The organism is Rhodococcus sp. 114MFTsu3.1 (genome assembly GCF_000383555.1).
In the GTDB taxonomy this organism is placed as follows: domain Bacteria; phylum Actinomycetota; class Actinomycetes; order Mycobacteriales; family Mycobacteriaceae; genus Rhodococcoides; species Rhodococcoides fascians_E.
Genome location: NZ_KB911548.1, coordinates 114718 through 131343, shown reverse-complemented (window position 1 = coordinate 131343; position 16626 = coordinate 114718). Strand labels below are relative to the sequence as shown.

14 protein-coding genes are annotated in these 16626 nt (G+C 65.6%); 5 read left to right on the top strand and 9 right to left on the bottom strand.

What is annotated here, in order from left to right; all coding sequences use genetic code 11:
• Entirely contained in the window at positions 1–1437 is a 1437-nt protein-coding gene (locus H292_RS0110880; RefSeq protein ID WP_020111450.1) for a dihydrolipoyl dehydrogenase family protein, read from the bottom strand.
• Between the two features lie 29 nt (positions 1438–1466).
• Between H292_RS0110880 and H292_RS0110875 the strand changes: the two genes are divergently transcribed.
• Positions 1467–2225 (top strand): SDR family oxidoreductase, encoded by a 759-nt coding sequence (locus tag H292_RS0110875; protein WP_019664453.1) that lies wholly within the window; start codon positions 1467–1469, stop codon positions 2223–2225.
• 6 nt (positions 2226–2231) lie between these two features.
• Here the strand turns inward: H292_RS0110875 and H292_RS0110870 are convergent, their stop codons facing one another.
• From H292_RS0110870 to H292_RS0110860, 3 genes are all read right to left on the bottom strand, one after another.
• Positions 2232–2477 (bottom strand): DUF2630 family protein, encoded by a 246-nt coding sequence (locus H292_RS0110870; RefSeq protein WP_019664454.1) that lies wholly within the window; start codon positions 2475–2477, stop codon positions 2232–2234.
• A gap of 63 nt (positions 2478–2540) precedes the next feature.
• Positions 2541–3749, bottom strand: a complete 1209-nt coding sequence (locus H292_RS0110865) for a hypothetical protein (protein WP_020111449.1) — start codon at positions 3747–3749, stop codon at positions 2541–2543.
• On the bottom strand, positions 3746–4501 hold the full coding sequence (locus H292_RS0110860) for a crotonase/enoyl-CoA hydratase family protein (RefSeq protein ID WP_027498754.1): 756 nt from the start codon (positions 4499–4501) through the stop codon (positions 3746–3748). The genes H292_RS0110865 and H292_RS0110860 overlap by 4 nt, the downstream gene beginning before the upstream one ends.
• 60 nt (positions 4502–4561) lie before the next feature.
• Between H292_RS0110860 and H292_RS0110855 the strand changes: the two genes are divergently transcribed.
• Together H292_RS0110855 and H292_RS0110850 are read left to right on the top strand one after the other, a co-directional pair.
• Positions 4562–5257: a TetR/AcrR family transcriptional regulator gene (locus H292_RS0110855; RefSeq protein ID WP_020111447.1), complete on the top strand. Its 696-nt coding sequence runs from the start codon at positions 4562–4564 to the stop codon at positions 5255–5257.
• Positions 5254–6879: an acyl-CoA dehydrogenase family protein gene (locus H292_RS0110850; RefSeq protein ID WP_020111446.1), complete on the top strand. Its 1626-nt coding sequence runs from the start codon at positions 5254–5256 to the stop codon at positions 6877–6879. The genes H292_RS0110855 and H292_RS0110850 overlap by 4 nt, the downstream gene beginning before the upstream one ends.
• 3 nt (positions 6880–6882) lie before the next feature.
• Here the strand turns inward: H292_RS0110850 and H292_RS0110845 are convergent, their stop codons facing one another.
• The 3 genes from H292_RS0110845 to pgi form a co-directional block, all read right to left on the bottom strand.
• Complete coding sequence (locus H292_RS0110845; RefSeq protein WP_019664459.1) at positions 6883–7830, bottom strand: type IV toxin-antitoxin system AbiEi family antitoxin domain-containing protein; 948 nt, start codon at positions 7828–7830, stop codon at positions 6883–6885.
• 103 nt (positions 7831–7933) lie between these two features.
• Positions 7934–8890, bottom strand: a complete 957-nt coding sequence (locus H292_RS0110840) for a hypothetical protein (protein WP_020111445.1) — start codon at positions 8888–8890, stop codon at positions 7934–7936.
• A gap of 117 nt (positions 8891–9007) precedes the next feature.
• Entirely contained in the window at positions 9008–10657 is a 1650-nt protein-coding gene (pgi, locus tag H292_RS0110835) for a glucose-6-phosphate isomerase (protein WP_020111444.1), read from the bottom strand.
• An 81-nt stretch (positions 10658–10738) separates the two neighbouring features.
• Between pgi and H292_RS0110830 the strand changes: the two genes are divergently transcribed.
• The gene (locus H292_RS0110830) at positions 10739–12190 is read left to right on the top strand and encodes an NAD-dependent succinate-semialdehyde dehydrogenase (protein ID WP_020111443.1); all 1452 of its coding nucleotides are present in this window, start codon (positions 10739–10741) and stop codon (positions 12188–12190) included.
• Positions 12191–12288: 98 nt separating this feature from the next.
• On the opposite strand, the gene H292_RS0110825 is transcribed toward H292_RS0110830, so the two are convergent.
• A complete protein-coding gene (locus tag H292_RS0110825) occupies positions 12289–12579 on the bottom strand; it encodes a chorismate mutase (protein ID WP_019664463.1) in 291 nt (96 codons plus the stop codon).
• Between the two features lie 386 nt (positions 12580–12965).
• On the opposite strand from H292_RS0110825, the gene pcrA reads away from it, so the two are divergent.
• A complete protein-coding gene (gene pcrA / locus H292_RS0110820; protein WP_020111442.1) occupies positions 12966–15440 on the top strand; it encodes a DNA helicase PcrA in 2475 nt (824 codons plus the stop codon).
• An 86-nt stretch (positions 15441–15526) separates the two neighbouring features.
• Here the strand turns inward: pcrA and H292_RS0110815 are convergent, their stop codons facing one another.
• On the bottom strand, positions 15527–16612 hold the full coding sequence (locus H292_RS0110815; RefSeq protein ID WP_020111441.1) for a M23 family metallopeptidase: 1086 nt from the start codon (positions 16610–16612) through the stop codon (positions 15527–15529).
• Positions 16613–16626 lie beyond the last annotated feature (14 nt).

The following is a 16626-nucleotide window of genomic DNA, read 5'->3' as shown; positions in this document are numbered from 1 at the left end:
CTAACCGCGCCGTGATTCGAGGAGGCGCAGCCAGACTTCGCTGACCGTGGGGTACGACGGTACGGCGTGCCACAAGTCGTCGAGCGTCACCTTGCCGACGACGGCGACGGTGGCGGCGTGGACCAGTTCGTCGACGCCGGGTCCGACGAAGGTGGCGCCGACCACGATGTCCTTCGCTCTGTCGACGACCAACTGAGCGTGCCCGGAGTAGTCGTCCTGCTGAAGCGACGATCCCGCGACCTCGATGTCGACCCCGAGGATTTCGACGTCGATGTCCGCCGAACGCGCCTGCTTCTCGGTGAGACCGACGGACGCGACCTGCAGCGGGGTGAACACCACCTGCGGCACCTGTCCGTGATCGGCCGAGGCGGTGAAGCGCTTGCCGTCCAACGGCTTTCCGTCGGCGCGGGCGGCGATGACGTCGCCGACCACGCGCGCTTGGTATTTGCCCATGTGGGTCAGCGGCGCGCGACCGTTGATGTCGCCTGCCGCATAGAGCCAGGGGACACCGGGTACCTGGAGGTGGTCGTCGGTGTCGACGTAACCTCGATCGTCGACCCCGATGGACGACAGACCGAGGTCGGCGCTCGCCGGCGTGCGGCCTGCGGCGACCAGGATCTCGTCGACGACGATCGTCTCGCCGTTCACCGTCAATTCTGCTGCGCCACCATGGATTCTGCCGATTCCCGTGTCCGACGCGTCCGGCCGCGACACGGCTGTGAGGTCGGCGTCGAACAGTATCGTCGCGCCGCGGGATCGAAGCGCGTCGGCGACGAGGTCGCTCGCAAAGGGTTCGGCGCTCGCCAGCAGGGCCGAGCCGCGCACGATCATCGTCACCTCGGCGCCGAACGACAACAGCCACGTCGCCGCTTCCGACGCCACCACACCGCCTCCGATGACGGCGACTCGGTGGGGGATCTCGTGAATGTTGGTGGCGTCGCGGGAAGTCCAGGGGAGTGCGTCACGCAGGCCAGGGGTGCCCGGAACCGACGCGGTGGTCCCGGTCGCGAGGACGACGGCGTGCCGGGCCGTCAAGGTGCGCCCGCCGACGTCGACCGTTCGGTCTCCGGTGATGCGGCCGTGGCCGCGGACCACGGAGATCCCGGCGGACTCGGCCCACGACACCTGCGAGGAATCGTCGAGGGAATGGGTGAAGGATTCCCGACGCGCCAGCACGGCGTCGACATCGAGGCCGCGGTCGCCGACGAGTTCCTTCACCCCCGGCATGTTGCGTGCGGTGGTGAGCACTTCGCTGGGCCGCAGCAACGCCTTGCTGGGCATGCACGCCCAGTAGGAACACTCGCCGCCGACGAGTTCGTGCTCGACGATCACCGCGGTGCGGTCGCTGCCTGCGATGGCGTAGCTCGCGGCGTTCTCGCCGACGGGGCCCCCGCCGATGACGATGACGTCGAATTCGTCAGTAGTGTTCACGGTCATCTTTCAAGAGTGGCATAGGGTCTTCGGGCATGGGGACGATGCGGAACAAGATTCTGATCACCGGTGCAAGCTCGGGGCTCGGTGAGGAGATGGCCAAGCGATTCGCCGCGCAGGGTAAGGATCTGGCCCTGTGTGCCCGACGCCTGGACCGGCTGGAGGCGCTTCGCGACGAGCTGATCGTGGCCAACCCCGGCGTCACCGTCGCCGTCAGAGCGCTGGACGTGACCGACCACGATGCCGTGGGCCGGGTGTTCGGCGAGTTGCACGACGAACTCGGTGGACTGGATCGGGTTGTCGTCAACGCGGGGCTCGGCAAGGGCGCAAAGATAGGTACCGGCCGCGCCGACGCCAATCTCGCCACCGCCCGAACCAATTTCGTCGGCGCGTTGTCACAGATCGAGGCAGCGCTGGAGATTTTCCGCAAGCAGAAGTTCGGGCACCTGGTGCTCGTGTCCTCGGTCAGTGCCGACCGCGGACTTCCCGGCCCCAAGGCGGTCTACTCCGCGAGCAAGGCGGGCGTTGCGGCGCTGGGTGACGCCTTGGCCACCGAACTCTCCGGCACCGACATCGTCGTCACGACGCTGTTGCCGGGCTTCATCGAGACGGACATGTCCGCGAAGGCCGGCGACAAGAGCGTGCTGACGGCGAGCCTCGACCAGGGCGTGACGGCGATGATCAGCGCAATCGAGAAGGAACCGAGGCGCGCAGCGCTGCCCGGCCTGAAGTGGCGGGGCATCGATGTCGCGCTGCGGTTCCTGCCCAATCGGATCACCGACAGGCTCGTCTGACGCGGTCTACTGGAGGTAGTGCTCCACCTGCTCGACGCTGCCTGCCTGTGCGTCGTCCGGGTCGAGCCCCGCGTCCAGACGCGCTCGGCGCTGCCGAAGCAGATCCCAGCACTGGTCGAGTGCGTGCTCGATCTTCGTCAGCTCGGCCTTTTCGTCTGCCGGATCGATGTCGCCTGCCTGGGTGTCGGACCGAAGTTTGTGCTCGGTGGCCACCAGCTGCTGGATCGTCGTGTAGATGTCGTGCTCGCTCATAGCGACCACGGTAGACCGGTACGAGCCGTGACGACCCCCTGCTACCACCAAATTCTCGGTGGTTCACCACGGCGTGGCGTTCAGACCTCGCCGGGCCAACACCTGGGCCGCGACCTCACCGAGAACAGTCTCGTATCGAGGCTCGGTACCGACGAGTGACAGCGTCGAACGGTTGTCGAGGAAGGACACGTAGGCCGAGACCGCAGTCGTGGTGCGTGCACGTCCGGCTCGTGGGTGAACAGCGCGCGTCGCGACGCTCGATGCGCGGTGCCCGCCGATCGATGCCACTGCCGCCGGGATGTCGCCGATGTTGGAGCACAGCACCCGAGCGGTTCCGGGCGCCGCCGTCAGTGCAGCGGCACGACGATCGGACAGCAGTTGCACCACCTCGGCAGGAAACCCACCGGGAGCACCGGCGGGACGGGAGAACGCGCTCTTGGTGGCCTGCTTGATCCCGTCGACGGTATCGGTCACCGACAGGTTCAGGGTTGCCATTCCGATGCGGTTCGTGCCGCCTCCGGTGGTCCGAAAGGGAACGTTGATGCGGATCGGTTGCGGCTCACCCAGTTCGGCGGCGATCTCCGTGACGACGGAGATGAACTCCGAGTTTGTCAGGACTGCCTCGATGTCGAAGGTTGCGCTGCTGCAGACGATCTCGTGTGTCGTCACGGCTCGCGACACTTGACGGTAGTGGGTCAGCTCGCGTCGAGACGCCTTCTCGAACGCCAATCGTGCCGCGGCACGCACGGATGCCGGCGCCACCCGTCTCACCAGAGACACCGCGTCCATCACATCCGACGTTCGGCGTGGGGCAGGCTCAGGTGCAGTGCCTTCGAACGCCACTCCGGCTGCTGCCACCAGTCCGGCAGCGTCGGCCAGGGTGTGTGAACACGCCAACGATATGACGGTGCCGCCGGCGTCCGTGGTCGCCACCGCCATCCGCCAACCGGGTCCGAACTCCGGGTCGAGGTCCACGTCGGCCTGTCGGTCGGCCCAGTCGAGGATGTCGGAGGTCTTGATCGGCGAGGGCTCGAAGGCCAGCGGATAGGAGTGCGCCGCCTTGACCCATCGTCGACGCGCGCCGGGAACTCTGGGGCTGACTATTCGTCGGCCCAGACGTCCGAGACTCAGGTTGGCGTGGACGGCAGCGAAGTCGACTCGGTCGACCGCGTCGTCGCTACGCCAAATACCCTGCAGTGCAATGGGTAAGCCGTAACCCCTGTGTGTTCTGAGGAAGATCTCGTCGACGACGGACAGTCGGCCCGGAGTCAACGCCCGTGTCTTCCCGCGCCCGACGCGAAGTGCTGTGCACCGCTGAGTGCATCTGCGGCCATCGAGATGGCGCCGTGCCGGAATTCGTTCACGATGGCCGCCTCCTCGTCGAGTCCGTCCTGCTCGAGCAGGGACAACCGATCCTCCCGCATGCAGGTCTGTGGCAGCAAGGCCAGTTCCGCTGCGAGTGCTTCGGCCTCGGAGCGGGCACGCCCGACGGGAACGACACGGTTGGCGAGACCGATGGCGAGGGCTTCCTCGGCGTCGACGGCGCGACCGGTGAGGATCAGATCCATGGCGCGCGACGTGCCGATCAACCGAGGAAGACGCACGGTACCGCCGTCGATCAGCGGAACGCCCCACCTCCGGCAGAAGACTCCGAAAGTGCTGTCGTCCTCGATGATTCGGAGGTCGCACCACAGAGCGAGTTCGAGACCGCCGGCAACCGCGTACCCGGAGACAGCGGCGATGACGGGCTTGGACAGGCGCATACGCGTCGGGCCCATCGGTCCGTCGCCGTGTTCGGTGGCGTGGTTGGAGCGTTCGGTGCCGAGCGCTTTGAGGTCTGCACCGGAACAAAAAGTTCCGCCCTCGCCCCACAGGACCGCAACTGCGGCCGAGTCGTCGGCGTCGAACTCCTCGAATGCGCTGACCAACTGCTCCGCAGTGGGACCGTCGACGGCGTTTCTCGCCTCCGGCCTCGACAGGACGACGGTGGTGACGGGCCCCGAGCGTTCGATCCTCACTGGCATGACTCGACCGTACTCGAGAGGGCTTGCCTGAAGCAATGAATCAGTGCTTCACTTCTTGGCATGCCCTACCGACGGACCTCCGCCGTACAAGCACGAATCGACGCCGGACGAGAGAAACTGTTCGACGCCGCCGTCGAGGTGCTGTCCTCACAGGGCTACCGAGGGCTGTCCATCGCGTCCGTGGCCGCAGCTGCGGGAGTGTCGGCGGGAAGCGTCTACACGCACTTCGACAGCAAGTCCGACCTCGTCGTCGCGATCTTCCGCACCGTCTGTGGACGGGAAGTTCAGGCCGTCGTCGACGCAGCCGGCGCGAGTGGAGCCCGCGGAATGAGCAATTCAGGCGCGAGTGGAGCTCGCGGAATGAGCAATTCAGGCGCGAGTGGAGCCCGCGGAATTAGCCGAACGGGGTCAGGGAGCGTCGTGGAACGGGTCACGGCGATCGTCGAGACCTTCGCCGGGCGCGCGATGAAGAACCGCACCATGGCCTACGCGCTGCTGGCCGAGCCCGTCGATCCAGCCGTCGACGCCGAGCGTCTGGTGTTCCGCCGCAGCTTCGCCGCGGCGATCGGTGATGCTGTCGCCGACGGCATCGCGGCGGGGGACATCCCCGAGCAGAACGTCGAGATCGCTGCCGCGGCCCTCGTCGGAGCGGTGGGGGAAGTGCTCGTCGGCCCGTTGAGTCCGGACCGCACCGACACCGCCGACGTGATTCCGGATCTAGTTGCATTCGCCCTGCGATCGTTAGGAGTGTCATGACCTTCCCAGCCACCCACACAGTCTTCAACCAGGTCCCCGATCTGCTTCCGTACGAAACGTCCGACGACACATCGCTGCTCGAGGGTCTGCGCCGCGAAGGGGGCGGGTGGGCCGAGGACGAGGTTCGGCAGCTCGGAGCTCGCGCGGGAAGCGTCGAGGCCCAGGAGTGGGGACGCCTCGCGAACGAGAACCCGCCTGTCCTGCACACGCACGACAGGTACGGCAATCGCGTCGACGAGGTCGAGTTCCATCCGCACTGGCACGATCTGATGAACGTCGCGATCGAGAACGGACTGCACGCGACGCCGTGGCAGGACGCCCGGCCCGGGGCGCACGTCGCCCGGGCGGCGAAGTTCTACGCGTGGGGCCAGGCCGACGCCGGCCACATGTGCCCCATCTCGATGACCTACGCGGCCGTACCCGCGTTGCGGCACAACCCGGACCTGGCCGAGACGTACGAACCGCTGTTGGCATCGACCCACTACGATTTCGGGCTCCGCATTCCCACCGACAAGCGCGGTCTGACCGCGGGGATGTCGATGACCGAGAAGCAAGGCGGCTCGGACGTCCGGTCGGGAACGACCACCGCGACGCCGTCCGCGGACGGCACGTACACGATCGTCGGACACAAATGGTTCACGTCCGCGCCGATGTCGGACATGTTCCTGACCTTGGCGCAGGCGCCAGGCGGGCTGTCCTGTTTCCTGCTGCCGCGCGTACTGCCCGACGGCTCCCTCAACCGCATCCAGGTGCAACGGCTCAAGGACAAGCTGGGCAACAAGTCCAATGCGTCCGGTGAGCTCGAATACCTCGGTGCCACAGGATGGCTCGTCGGCGACGAAGGCCGGGGTGTGACGACGATCATCGAGATGGTCAACATGACCCGCCTCGACTGCGTCATCGGTTCCGCAGCAGGAATGCGCAATGCCGCCGTTCGAGCGGTGCATCATGCTCGCCACCGCTCCGCCTTCGGTGCCGCCCTGATCGAGCAACCGTTGATGCGGAATGTGTTGTCGGACCTGATCGTGGAATCGGAGGCCGCGACAGCGGCAATGATCCGCCTGGCCGGAGCGACCGACCGGTCCGCGCGTGGAGACACGCAGGAGACCGAATTGCGCCGAATCACGTTGGCCATCACGAAGTACTGGGTGTGCAAGCGTGCACCGTCCCACGCGGCCGAGGCGCTGGAATGTCTGGGCGGCAACGGGTACGTTGAGGAATCCGGTATGCCGAGACTGTTCCGTGAATCCCCGCTGATGTCGATCTGGGAAGGGTCGGGCAACGTCGCAGCACTGGATTCCCTTCGCGCACTGGCCAAGCAACCCGACGTGGTGGAGGCGTACTTCACCGAGGTCACGTCGGCAGCGGGGGCGGATTCTCGTCTGGACGACGCCATCGCGCGCGTGGGCAAGGAGCTCGCGGACAGCACCGACATGGAGTACAGGGCACGCCGAGTGGTCGAACTCATGGCACTGGTGTTCCAGGGTTCGCTGCTGGTGCGGCACGGTGATCCCGCGGTGGCCGACGCATTCTGCGCGAGCCGGCTGGGAGAAGACTGGGGAGGAGCATTCGGGACCCTGCCTACGGGACTGGACACCGCGGCGATAGTGGCCCGAATCTGATGGTTACTTCGAGGTGGAGCTGTAGTGGCCCAACGGTATTCGATTCGATGCGGCCTGCACGAACGCTCGGGCGATCCGGTCGGTGAATTCTCGCGGCGTGGACAGGTCCTCCCAGTCCCACTGCACCACCGTCCATCCGAGCTGTTCCATTCGATGTCGCTCGCGTCGACCATCGATGTCCGTCAGCACCGGATCTGCGCCGTACACCCCTTCACCCTCGTAGCGTCCGACGACTCCTTGATCCGGGTACAGGAACGGAGCACTTCCGACGTACCCGCCCACCTCGTCGTACACGGACTGCCTCAGCAATGGAGGTGGTAGCGGCAGCGTGTCCAACAACATCCTGCTGCGCGTTTCACCGGTGCTCTGACTGCGGCTCGACATCGACTGCACCGCCTGGCGGGCCTTGGCGATTCCGGTTCGGTTCCGGGCGTCGGTGAGCGCACCCTGAAGTTCCCGGTGGGTGGTGAGCCCGGCGCGCATCGCGTAGTCGCCGATACAGACAGCCGGATGCAGTGGAAGCGACCGAGCCAGGTCCACGATCGTTCGAGTCGGTGCGGTGACCGGAAACCCGTCTCGCTCGGTCAGATCCGTGGGCGGAAGCGGCGACCCGTGCAGCACTCGCTGGCGCCCCTTCTTGCCCGCGTAGGACCGCGCAATGGTGAACGTGACCTTGTCCAGCGGAATGTCCCACGTTTCCATGCGATGCAGAACCGCCGCCGACACATGACTGAACACCGCATCGGTGCTCGACTCCGCATAGATCGCCTCGGCGAGCACAGCATGGCGGCGATGCGCGTCGAGCCGTCGATAGACGTCCGCGCGCACGAAATAACCGCGCCGGATGGTGACGATCTCTCCGCTTGCACGGCCGCGTCGCAGATCGTCGTCGGTGTACCCCCGTGCAAGCGCCTCGGTGCGCGAGAACATCCCCTGCTGATCGAAGTCCATACTGAATTGGACGCACTGGAGGTCCGTTCGGTTCACTCCGGGCAAATCCACCCACCTGTTGTGAGTTCCGGCGCCCTCGCAACGCACAACAGGTGGGTGGATTTCAGGGTCGGTACGGGGGAAGCGGTTCGGCTCGAAATGTCCCCTCGGGTTCCGGCATTCGCGCTCCACGAGCAAGCATCCGTCGGACCCGTTCGTTCAGAGCGTCCGGTTGCGCAAGATCACGCCAGCTCGCCCGCGCGAACGGCCATCCAGCGTCGCGGATGCGGTTCTCACGGTCCTTCTCGGCGAGCACGCTTGCCCGCGTGTCGGCCGCGTTCACGCCGTATTTGTCGGCCCCGTCGAACTCGAAGCATCCCCACGGCCCGGTGAACAAGAAGTCCGTTCGGCCCAGGAACGTGCCGCCGGCGTCGTACACCGATTGATTGAGAAGGGGAGCGAACCCGGCGTCGACGAGAATCAACCGGGTGCGGGATTCGCCGACGCTGTCGCTGCGATCGGTCATCGCGGCTACGGCCCGGACGGCGTTCTGGATACCGGTGCGGTGCCGTGCGCTGTAGAGAGCCTCGTCCAGTTCGGTCCTGGTGACGAGGCCTCGACGCAACGCCGAGTCGCCCACGCACACCGACTGTTCGAACGTCGTGGATCGCGCAATGTCCACCACCGTCCGGGCTGGGGTGGTGAGCAAAATTCCCTGAAAGACTGTGCTTTCCGATTCCGACAGCGTCGAACCGTGCACGATTCGGCGCCGGCCCTTCCTCGCAGTGATGGTGCGTCCGGTCGTCGAGTGGACGTAGGCGAGGGGCAGCGCCCAGACATCCATTCCCCACGCGATTGCCGCCGACTGGTGGCTCAGAACCACCGGGGCTTCGTGAGCAATCGCGCGCGCGAGCAGTAGATGCTGCTGCTCGGAATTCAAGGTGGCGAAGAACGCTGCCGACACGAACGCGCCCGGCCGGACCGCGATCAGTTCACCGCGCAACCGCGCGTGCCGCAGTTGACCGTCGGTGACGCCCGATGCCAGCGCGTCGGAGCGAAAGAGCAGGCCCTCGAAGTCCATACCTACTTGGACGCGACGGAGGCAGGCTCGGTTCAGTCAGGTCGGCAAATTCACCCACCTGTTGTGAGCTCCGGGGCCCTCGCAACGCACAACAGGTGGGTGGATTCGGAAACAGTGCTACTTGGTGCGACCCCGCTGATCGCGGTACCAGCGCACGAGTGCGTCGGTCGACGAATCGCTCTGCGGTGCAGGGGCATCGGCGTCGGTCAGGACGGGCGTCAGTTCCAGCGCCTGGGTCTTGCCCAGCTCCACACCCCACTGATCGAACGAGTCGACACCCCACACGACGCCTTCGACGAACACCTGATGCTCGTACAGTGCGATCAGCTGCCCGACCACCGACGGCGTCAGCTTCGGGGCGAGGATCGAGGTGGACGGACGGTTGCCGGGCATGACCTTGTGCGGAACGACGTCGGCGGCCGTACCTTCGGCGGCGATTTCGTCGGCGGTCTTGCCGAATGCCAGAACCTTGGTCTGCGCGAAGAAGTTGCTCATCAGCAGGTCGTGCATGGACCCGGTGCCGTCACGCGTGGGGAGGTCGTCGGTGGGCTCGGCGAATCCGATGAAGTCAGCGGGAATCAACCGTGTGCCCTGGTGCAGCAGCTGGTAGAACGCGTGCTGCCCGTTGGTGCCCGGCTCACCCCAGAAGATCTCACCGGTCGACGTGGTGACGGGGGTGCCGTCGGCCTTGACGGACTTGCCGTTGGATTCCATCGTCAGCTGCTGGAGGTAGGCCGGGAAACGAGACAGGTCGTTGGAGTACGGCAACACAGCTCGGGTCTCCGAGCCGAAGAAGTTGCTGTACCAGAGCCCGATCAGGCCGAGCAGTGCAGGCGCGTTGCGCTCGAGAGGCGTCGTGCGGAAGTGCTCGTCGATCTGGTGGAAGCCGTCGAGGAATTCGCCGAACGCCTCCTTGCCGATGACGGCCATGACCGACAGGCCGATCGCGGAGTCCACCGAGTACCGGCCGCCGACCCAGTCCCAGAACCCGAACATGTTGGCCGTGTCGATGCCGAACTCCGACACCCGCTCCGCGTTGGTCGAGACCGCGACGAAGTGCTTGGACACGGCGTCGTCGCCCAGTGCGTCGACGAGCCACCGCCTGGCCGCCGTGGCATTGGTCAGAGTCTCCAGAGTGGAGAACGTCTTGGACGCCACGATGAACAGGGTCGTGGCCGGATCGAGCCCGTCGAGAGCAGCAACCAGATCGGCAGGGTCGACGTTGGAGACGAACTTGGCGGAGATGCCGGCGTCGGCGTAGTGGCGCAGCGCGTCGTACACCATGACGGGGCCGAGATCGCTGCCGCCGATGCCGATGTTGACGACGGTGGAGATCTTGGATCCGGTTGCGCCGACCCACTCGCCCGACCGGACTCGATCGGTGAAATCACCCATACGCGTGAGGACTTCGTGCACATCGGCGACGACGTTCTGGCCGTCGACCTCGAGGGTCGCGTCCGCGGGCAGGCGAAGGGCGGTGTGCAGTACCGCGCGGTCCTCGGAGGTGTTGATGTGGGCACCCGAGAACATCGCGTCGCGACGGCCTTCGACGTCGGCCGCTCGCGCGAGTTCGACCAGAAGCGAGACGGTCTCGGAATTCACGATGTGCTTGCTGTAATCGATGTGAAGATCACCCGCGGCGAGAGTGAACGTTCGTCCTCGATCGTCGTCCGCAGCGAACAGCTCGCGGAGCGTCGTGGCTCCGAGTGCGTCGTGGTGTGCCTTCAGGTTCTTCCAGGCTTCCGTGCCCGTGATGTCGACGCTCATATCGTCCTACTTTAGTGCCGAGCGCCTCGCTGTGCGCGCCTTCCTCGTTTGTCGCGGCCCCGGCTCGGGCACACTCGGAGCATGGAGATCAACGCACTCATCGAATCCATTTCACCGAAACTGTGGATCGGCGGCAGGCCGGTCGACGCGGAGAACGGCGCAACGTTCGACGTCGTCGATCCCGCCACCGGCACACCCTTCGCGAAGGTCGCCGACGCAAGTCCGGCCGACGCGAAGAAGGCAATCGACGCCGCTGCATCGGCGCAGAAGTCCTGGGCGAAGACCCCCGCGCGTGAACGCGCCGAGCTCCTACGCGCAGCCTTCGAGAAGATCACCGAACGAGCGGACGACGTCGCGGCGATCATGACCAAGGAAATGGGCAAGGCGCTCGCCGAGTCCAAGGCCGAGGTCAAGTACGGTGCCGAGTTCTTCCGGTGGTTCGCCGAGGAAGCGGTGCGCATCGAGGGCCGATTCACACCCGCACCGGCAGGCAACGGCCGCATCCTGGTCACCAAGGTGCCCGTCGGGCCGGTCCTGGCCATCACGCCGTGGAATTTTCCGCTGGCCATGGGCACGCGCAAGATCGGGCCGGCGCTCGCAGCCGGGTGCACCATCATCGTCAAGCCCGCAGGTGAGACGCCGTTGACGATGCTGTTCCTCGCTCAGCTCCTCGCCGAGGTGGGACTGCCCGACGGGGTTCTCTCGGTCATCACCTCGTCGAAATCCAGTGCGGTCAGCGCTCCCATCCTCGAAGACCCGAGACTGCGCAAACTCACCTTCACCGGATCGACCGAAGTGGGCCGAAAGCTCGTCGAACAGTCCGCAGGCGGACTGCTGCGCACGTCGATGGAGCTGGGTGGTAACGCACCGTTCGTCGTCTTCGACGACGCCGACATCGACGCGGCCGTCGACGGCGCCATGCTGGCCAAGATGCGCAACGGCGGCGAGGCATGCACCGCCGCCAACCGGCTCCACGTGGCCAACAGCGTGCGTGAGGAATTCACCACCAAATTCGTCGCCAAGATGAAGGAAATGACGCTCGGTGCGGGCCTCGACCCGGACACCAAGCTCGGACCCCTGATCAACGCAGACCAGCTGAGCAAGGTGCAGGAACTCGTCGACGACGCAGTCGAAGCAGGTGCGACGGTTGCCCTCGGCGGCACAGCACCAGGAGGCGACGGCTACTTCTACCCGGCAACGGTGCTGACCGACGTCCCGGCGAACGCCAGGATCCTGAAGGAAGAAGTCTTCGGTCCGGTCGCCCCCATCGTCGGGTTCGACACCGAGGAAGAAGGAATCAACGCGGCCAACGACACCGAATTCGGATTGGCGTCGTACATCTACACCCGCGGCCTCGACCGCGCACTACGAGTCGCCGACGCCATCGACAGCGGAATGGTGGGCGTCAACCGCGGAGTCATCTCGGACGCGGCCGCACCGTTCGGTGGAGTGAAGGATTCAGGCTTCGGCCGCGAAGGCGGAAGCGAAGGCATCGAGGAGTACCTGGAAACCAAGTACATCGCCCTGACCTAGACAGTCGAGCCGGAGCCCCGGTGGAACCGAATGTACCGTTCGGTCACTCCAAGTGACCGAACGGTACATTCGCTCCCGGAAAGTCAGCTGGCGAAAGGTCAGCGGCCGAGACGCCCGCGGCCGAGACGGAGCAGCAGCATGGCGAGGGTGTGGCCTTCCTGGCCGAGGCTGCTGAAGCGGTCGAGCACCTTCATTTCGCGGCTGTGCACCATGCGCGGTCCACCCGACGCCATACGGGTGCGGCCGATGAGCTGGGAAACTTCGCTGCGACGCTGGATTGCCGCAAGAATTTCGGAATCGAGGCGGTCGATCTCCTGACGCAAGGAATCGATCTCAGCCTCGGACGTCGGCACTGCGCTCTCGGTCTCGATCTTGGTCGTGGATGCCATTTTTTCTCCTCGTGTCACAAGTGTGGATCGTTGCCCTGCTCGTCACCGTTACGTCCTTAGGTGGTTCGTGGACGCTCCGCTCCAGAGACGGGCTGATGTGGTATGAGTCACATCGAATGGCCCGGGGAAGCCTCATGTCTGGACTTCCGGACGCACCTTCTTATGGACAGCCTCCGCTACCGAGAGCCGAAGAACAGGCTGCACAGAGGGGGTGGCGACGAACGGCTATTTCGATCACCGATCCAGTGTGCCACCTCTGTGCGGTCCTGAAAAGTCGGTCGACGGGCCGAATGTCCGCATTGCGGGCGGTCGGCAGAACTGGGCTGGCGGCGCCTGGCAGGTTCGGGTAAAGGACTGTCGGAGCCCGCCGGTAACCTGGGCAGGCGATGAACACGAACCTCACTGCGGTACCAGCCCCCGGAAAATCCAGGTCCGAAACGCTGTTGGAGGGTCTCAATCCGCAGCAGCGTCAGGCCGTCGTGCATTCGGGGTCTCCGCTGTTGATCGTCGCAGGCGCCGGGTCGGGGAAGACCGCGGTGCTCACTCGTCGTATCGCGTATCTGCTTGCCGAGCGAGGCGTGGGTCCCGGCCAGATTCTGGCCATCACCTTCACCAACAAGGCCGCCGCCGAGATGCGTGAGCGTGTCGCTGGCCTCGTCGGTCCACGCGCCAACAGCATGTGGGTTTCGACGTTTCACTCGAGCTGTGTGCGGATCCTGCGCAACCAGGCGTCGTTGCTGCCCGGTCTCAACTCGAACTTCTCGATCTACGACGCCGACGACTCTCGTCGCCTGCTGACGATGATCTCGAAGGATCTGCAGATCGACACCAAGAAGTTCTCGGCGAGATTGCTCTCGACGGCGATCTCCAATCTCAAGAACGAACTCATCGGGCCCGAGGACGCCGCCGCGGACGCGGACAAGCAGATGGTGGAGCTCCCGAAGCTCGTCGCGCAGGTCTACGGCATCTATCAACAGCGACTTCGCGCGGCCAACGCCATGGACTTCGACGACCTCATCGGTGAAACCGTCGGTTTGCTGCAGGCTTTCCCTCAGGTCGCGGAGTACTACCGTCGACGGTTCCGGCACGTCCTGGTCGACGAGTACCAGGACACCAACCACGCGCAGTACATGCTCGTACGGGAACTGGTCGGCCGGGAGGACTCCGACGGCGCCCTGGAGGGCACGGTCGCTCCCGGTGAGCTCTGTGTGGTCGGTGACGCGGATCAGTCGATCTACGCGTTCCGTGGCGCGACCATCCGCAACATCGAGGAGTTCGAGCGCGACTACCCCGACGCCACCACCATCCTGCTCGAACAGAACTACCGGTCGACGCAGAACATTCTGTCGGCCGCCAACTCCGTCATTTCGCGTAATACCGGCAGGCGGGACAAGAAGCTGTGGACCGACTCCGGCGAAGGTGAGCTCATCGTCGGGTACGTCGCGGACAACGAGCACGACGAGGCGTCGTTCGTGGCGTCGGAGATCGACCGTCTGGTCGACAACCACGATGTCCGTTACGACGAGGTGGCGGTTTTCTATCGCACCAACAACTCGTCACGTGCGTTGGAGGAGATCTTCATCAGGCTCGGCCTGCCCTACAAGGTGGTGGGCGGTGTCCGCTTCTACGAGCGCAAGGAAGTCCGCGACATGGTCGCGTACCTGCGCGTGCTGTCCAACGAGGATGACACGGTCAGCATGCGACGCATCCTCAACACCCCGCGCCGGGGGATCGGGGACCGCGCCGAGGCCTGCGTAGCCGTTCACGCCGAGCAGCGAGACATCAGTTTCTCCAAAGCTCTGCACGACGCCGCCGACGGCAAGGTTGCGTTGCTCAACTCTCGCTCGCAGAAGCTCATCGGCCAGTTCCTGGATCTGCTGGACGAACTCCGGGAGGTTCTCAACACCACCGACGACGACGGCAACGACATCGCCGATATCGGTGACGTCGTCGAGGCCGTCCTGGACCGCACGGGATACCGCGCCGAGTTGGAGGCCAGCAGTGATCCTCAGGACGGTGCCCGCCTGGACAACCTCAACGAGCTCGTCAGCGTGGCAAGGGAATTCACGTCCGAGGCACGTAACCTCGCCGCTCTCGAAGCAGAAGCCGAAGCAGAAACCGAAGCAGTCTCCGACGACGAGGTCGAAGTCGAGGAAGGCACCCCCGAGCCTGGTTCCCTCGCGGCGTTTCTCGAGCGGGTCTCGCTCGTCGCGGACACCGATCAGATCCCCGATTCCGGCACCGGCGTCGTCACCTTGATGACGCTGCACACGGCCAAGGGCCTCGAATTCCCGGTGGTCTTCGTGACCGGCTGGGAGGACGGCCAGTTCCCGCACATGCGTGCCCTCGGCGACCCAGCGGAGTTGTCCGAGGAACGACGACTCGCCTACGTGGGCATCACGCGTGCGCGTCACCGTCTGTACGTCACTCGCGCCATCATGCGGTCCGCCTGGGGGCAGCCGATCAACAACCCGGAATCACGATTCCTCCAGGAGATTCCGCAGTCCCTCATCGACTGGAAGCGGGAAGACCCCGGCGTCGGCGGACGGTCGATCGGCGGCGGCCGCGCCCGGCCGGGTGGCTTCGGGGGCGGCGGTTTCGGTGGTGGTGGCTTCGGCGGCGGCGGGGGATTCGGAGACCGACGCGGGCAGCAGTCGTCGCCGAGTTTCGGTGCCGCACGCGCACGCAACAACACTCTCGTGCTCGCGGTGGGAGACCGGGTCAATCACGACAAGTACGGTCTCGGAACGGTTCTCGAATCCACGGGCTCGGGCACCTCGGCCATGGTTCTGGTGGATTTCGGTACGTCGGGGCGAGTGAAGATGATGCTCATCGGCGGCGTTCCGATGACCAAGCTCTGAGAAGCAGAACAGCCGCGCACCGAGGAATCGGTGTGCGGCTGTATGTTTCGCCGGGCCGGTAGGCCGGGAAGAGAGAGTGGGAGTTCTCAGTCCATCTCGGGTCCGAGGCCGATGCCTCGGGACGCGAGCCAGGGGAGAGGATCGATCTTGTTCTCGCCGGGGAGGTGAACCTCGAAGTGCAGGTGAGGGCCGGTGGAGAAGCCGCGGTTGCCCATGCGGGCGATCTGGTCGCCTGCCATGACTTCCTGGCCGACGCTGACGGTGGCGCTGTCGATGTGTCCGTAGACGGTGATGGTGCCGTCTGCGTGCTGCAGGCGAACCCACATGCCGAAGCCGGACGCGGGTCCTGCGTCGATGACCTTGCCGTCGGCGACAGCGAGAATCGGGGTACCGATGGCGTTCGCGATGTCGACGCCTGCGTGCAGGACGCCCCAGCGCTGCCCGAAGTTCGAGGTGTACGTGCCGACTGCCGGGAGCACGAACAGGGGCCGGCGCGCAGCGGCCTCGCGTGCGGCGCGCTCTTCGCTGAAGCGCTGACCCTTGGCAAGCAGATCGTTGAACTGGCTCAGATCCACCGGGTTGGCCACGTTGAGGATCTGCGGGGCCGAGGAGGGGGCGACATCCGTCGTGGTGTCAGCGGCGAAACCGGCGGCCTGGGGGACGGCAGTCGCGGCGATGCCGGGGGCCGCGGGTGCGGCGCCGGCAGCAAGTGCCACTTCCTCGGAAGTGGTCGGTGTTGCAGGACCGTGATCGATGACTGCTTGCCCTGCTGCGACCACGGCGCCGGCGGCGACAGCGAGAACCGCTGCACGTCCCTTCAGCGCGGTGGGAGGCGTCGGGATGCGGTGAGCTCCGCGCCGACGAGACACGGCGATCTCGTTCGCTGCGATGACATCCGAGGAGGGCCCGGAACCGACGGAAGGCTCCGCCGGGACCTCGACGTCGGGAGTGCTGTGCAACTCGTTGTCGTGGTAGCTCTCGGCAGAGCCGTAATTGCTGGCAAAGTAGTCGTATCCGTTGGCCTGGAGATCCGACGCGGCCTGGAGATCCGACGATTGGTAACTGTCGGCTTCCCAGCTGGTCTGGGTCGAGTACACCGTGGGTGCGGTTTCAACAGCCGCGGCCGGTTTGACGAACCGACTGGTGGTGAAGGACGCGCGGTGTTGCGACAAGACCCTGCGACCTC

Excerpts from the sequence above, each read along its gene's own strand:
- H292_RS0110870 (WP_019664454.1), bottom strand. The coding sequence starts at position 2,477 with ATGAGCGAGCACGACATCTACACGACGATCCAGCAGCTGGTGGCCACC.
- pgi (WP_020111444.1), bottom strand. The coding sequence starts at position 10,657 with ATGAGCGTCGACATCACGGGCACGGAAGCCTGGAAGAACCTGAAGGCA.
- H292_RS0110850 (WP_020111446.1), top strand. The coding sequence starts at position 5,254 with ATGACCTTCCCAGCCACCCACACAGTCTTCAACCAGGTCCCCGATCTG.
- H292_RS0110830 (WP_020111443.1), top strand. The coding sequence starts at position 10,739 with ATGGAGATCAACGCACTCATCGAATCCATTTCACCGAAACTGTGGATC.
- H292_RS0110855 (WP_020111447.1), top strand. The coding sequence starts at position 4,562 with ATGCCCTACCGACGGACCTCCGCCGTACAAGCACGAATCGACGCCGGA.
- H292_RS0110880 (WP_020111450.1), bottom strand. The coding sequence starts at position 1,437 with ATGACCGTGAACACTACTGACGAATTCGACGTCATCGTCATCGGCGGG.
- pcrA (WP_020111442.1), top strand. The coding sequence starts at position 12,966 with ATGAACACGAACCTCACTGCGGTACCAGCCCCCGGAAAATCCAGGTCC.
- H292_RS0110825 (WP_019664463.1), bottom strand. The coding sequence starts at position 12,579 with ATGGCATCCACGACCAAGATCGAGACCGAGAGCGCAGTGCCGACGTCC.
- H292_RS0110845 (WP_019664459.1), bottom strand. The coding sequence starts at position 7,830 with ATGGACTTCGATCAGCAGGGGATGTTCTCGCGCACCGAGGCGCTTGCA.
- H292_RS0110875 (WP_019664453.1), top strand. The coding sequence starts at position 1,467 with ATGGGGACGATGCGGAACAAGATTCTGATCACCGGTGCAAGCTCGGGG.
- H292_RS0110840 (WP_020111445.1), bottom strand. The coding sequence starts at position 8,890 with ATGGACTTCGAGGGCCTGCTCTTTCGCTCCGACGCGCTGGCATCGGGC.
- H292_RS0110860 (WP_027498754.1), bottom strand. The coding sequence starts at position 4,501 with ATGCCAGTGAGGATCGAACGCTCGGGGCCCGTCACCACCGTCGTCCTG.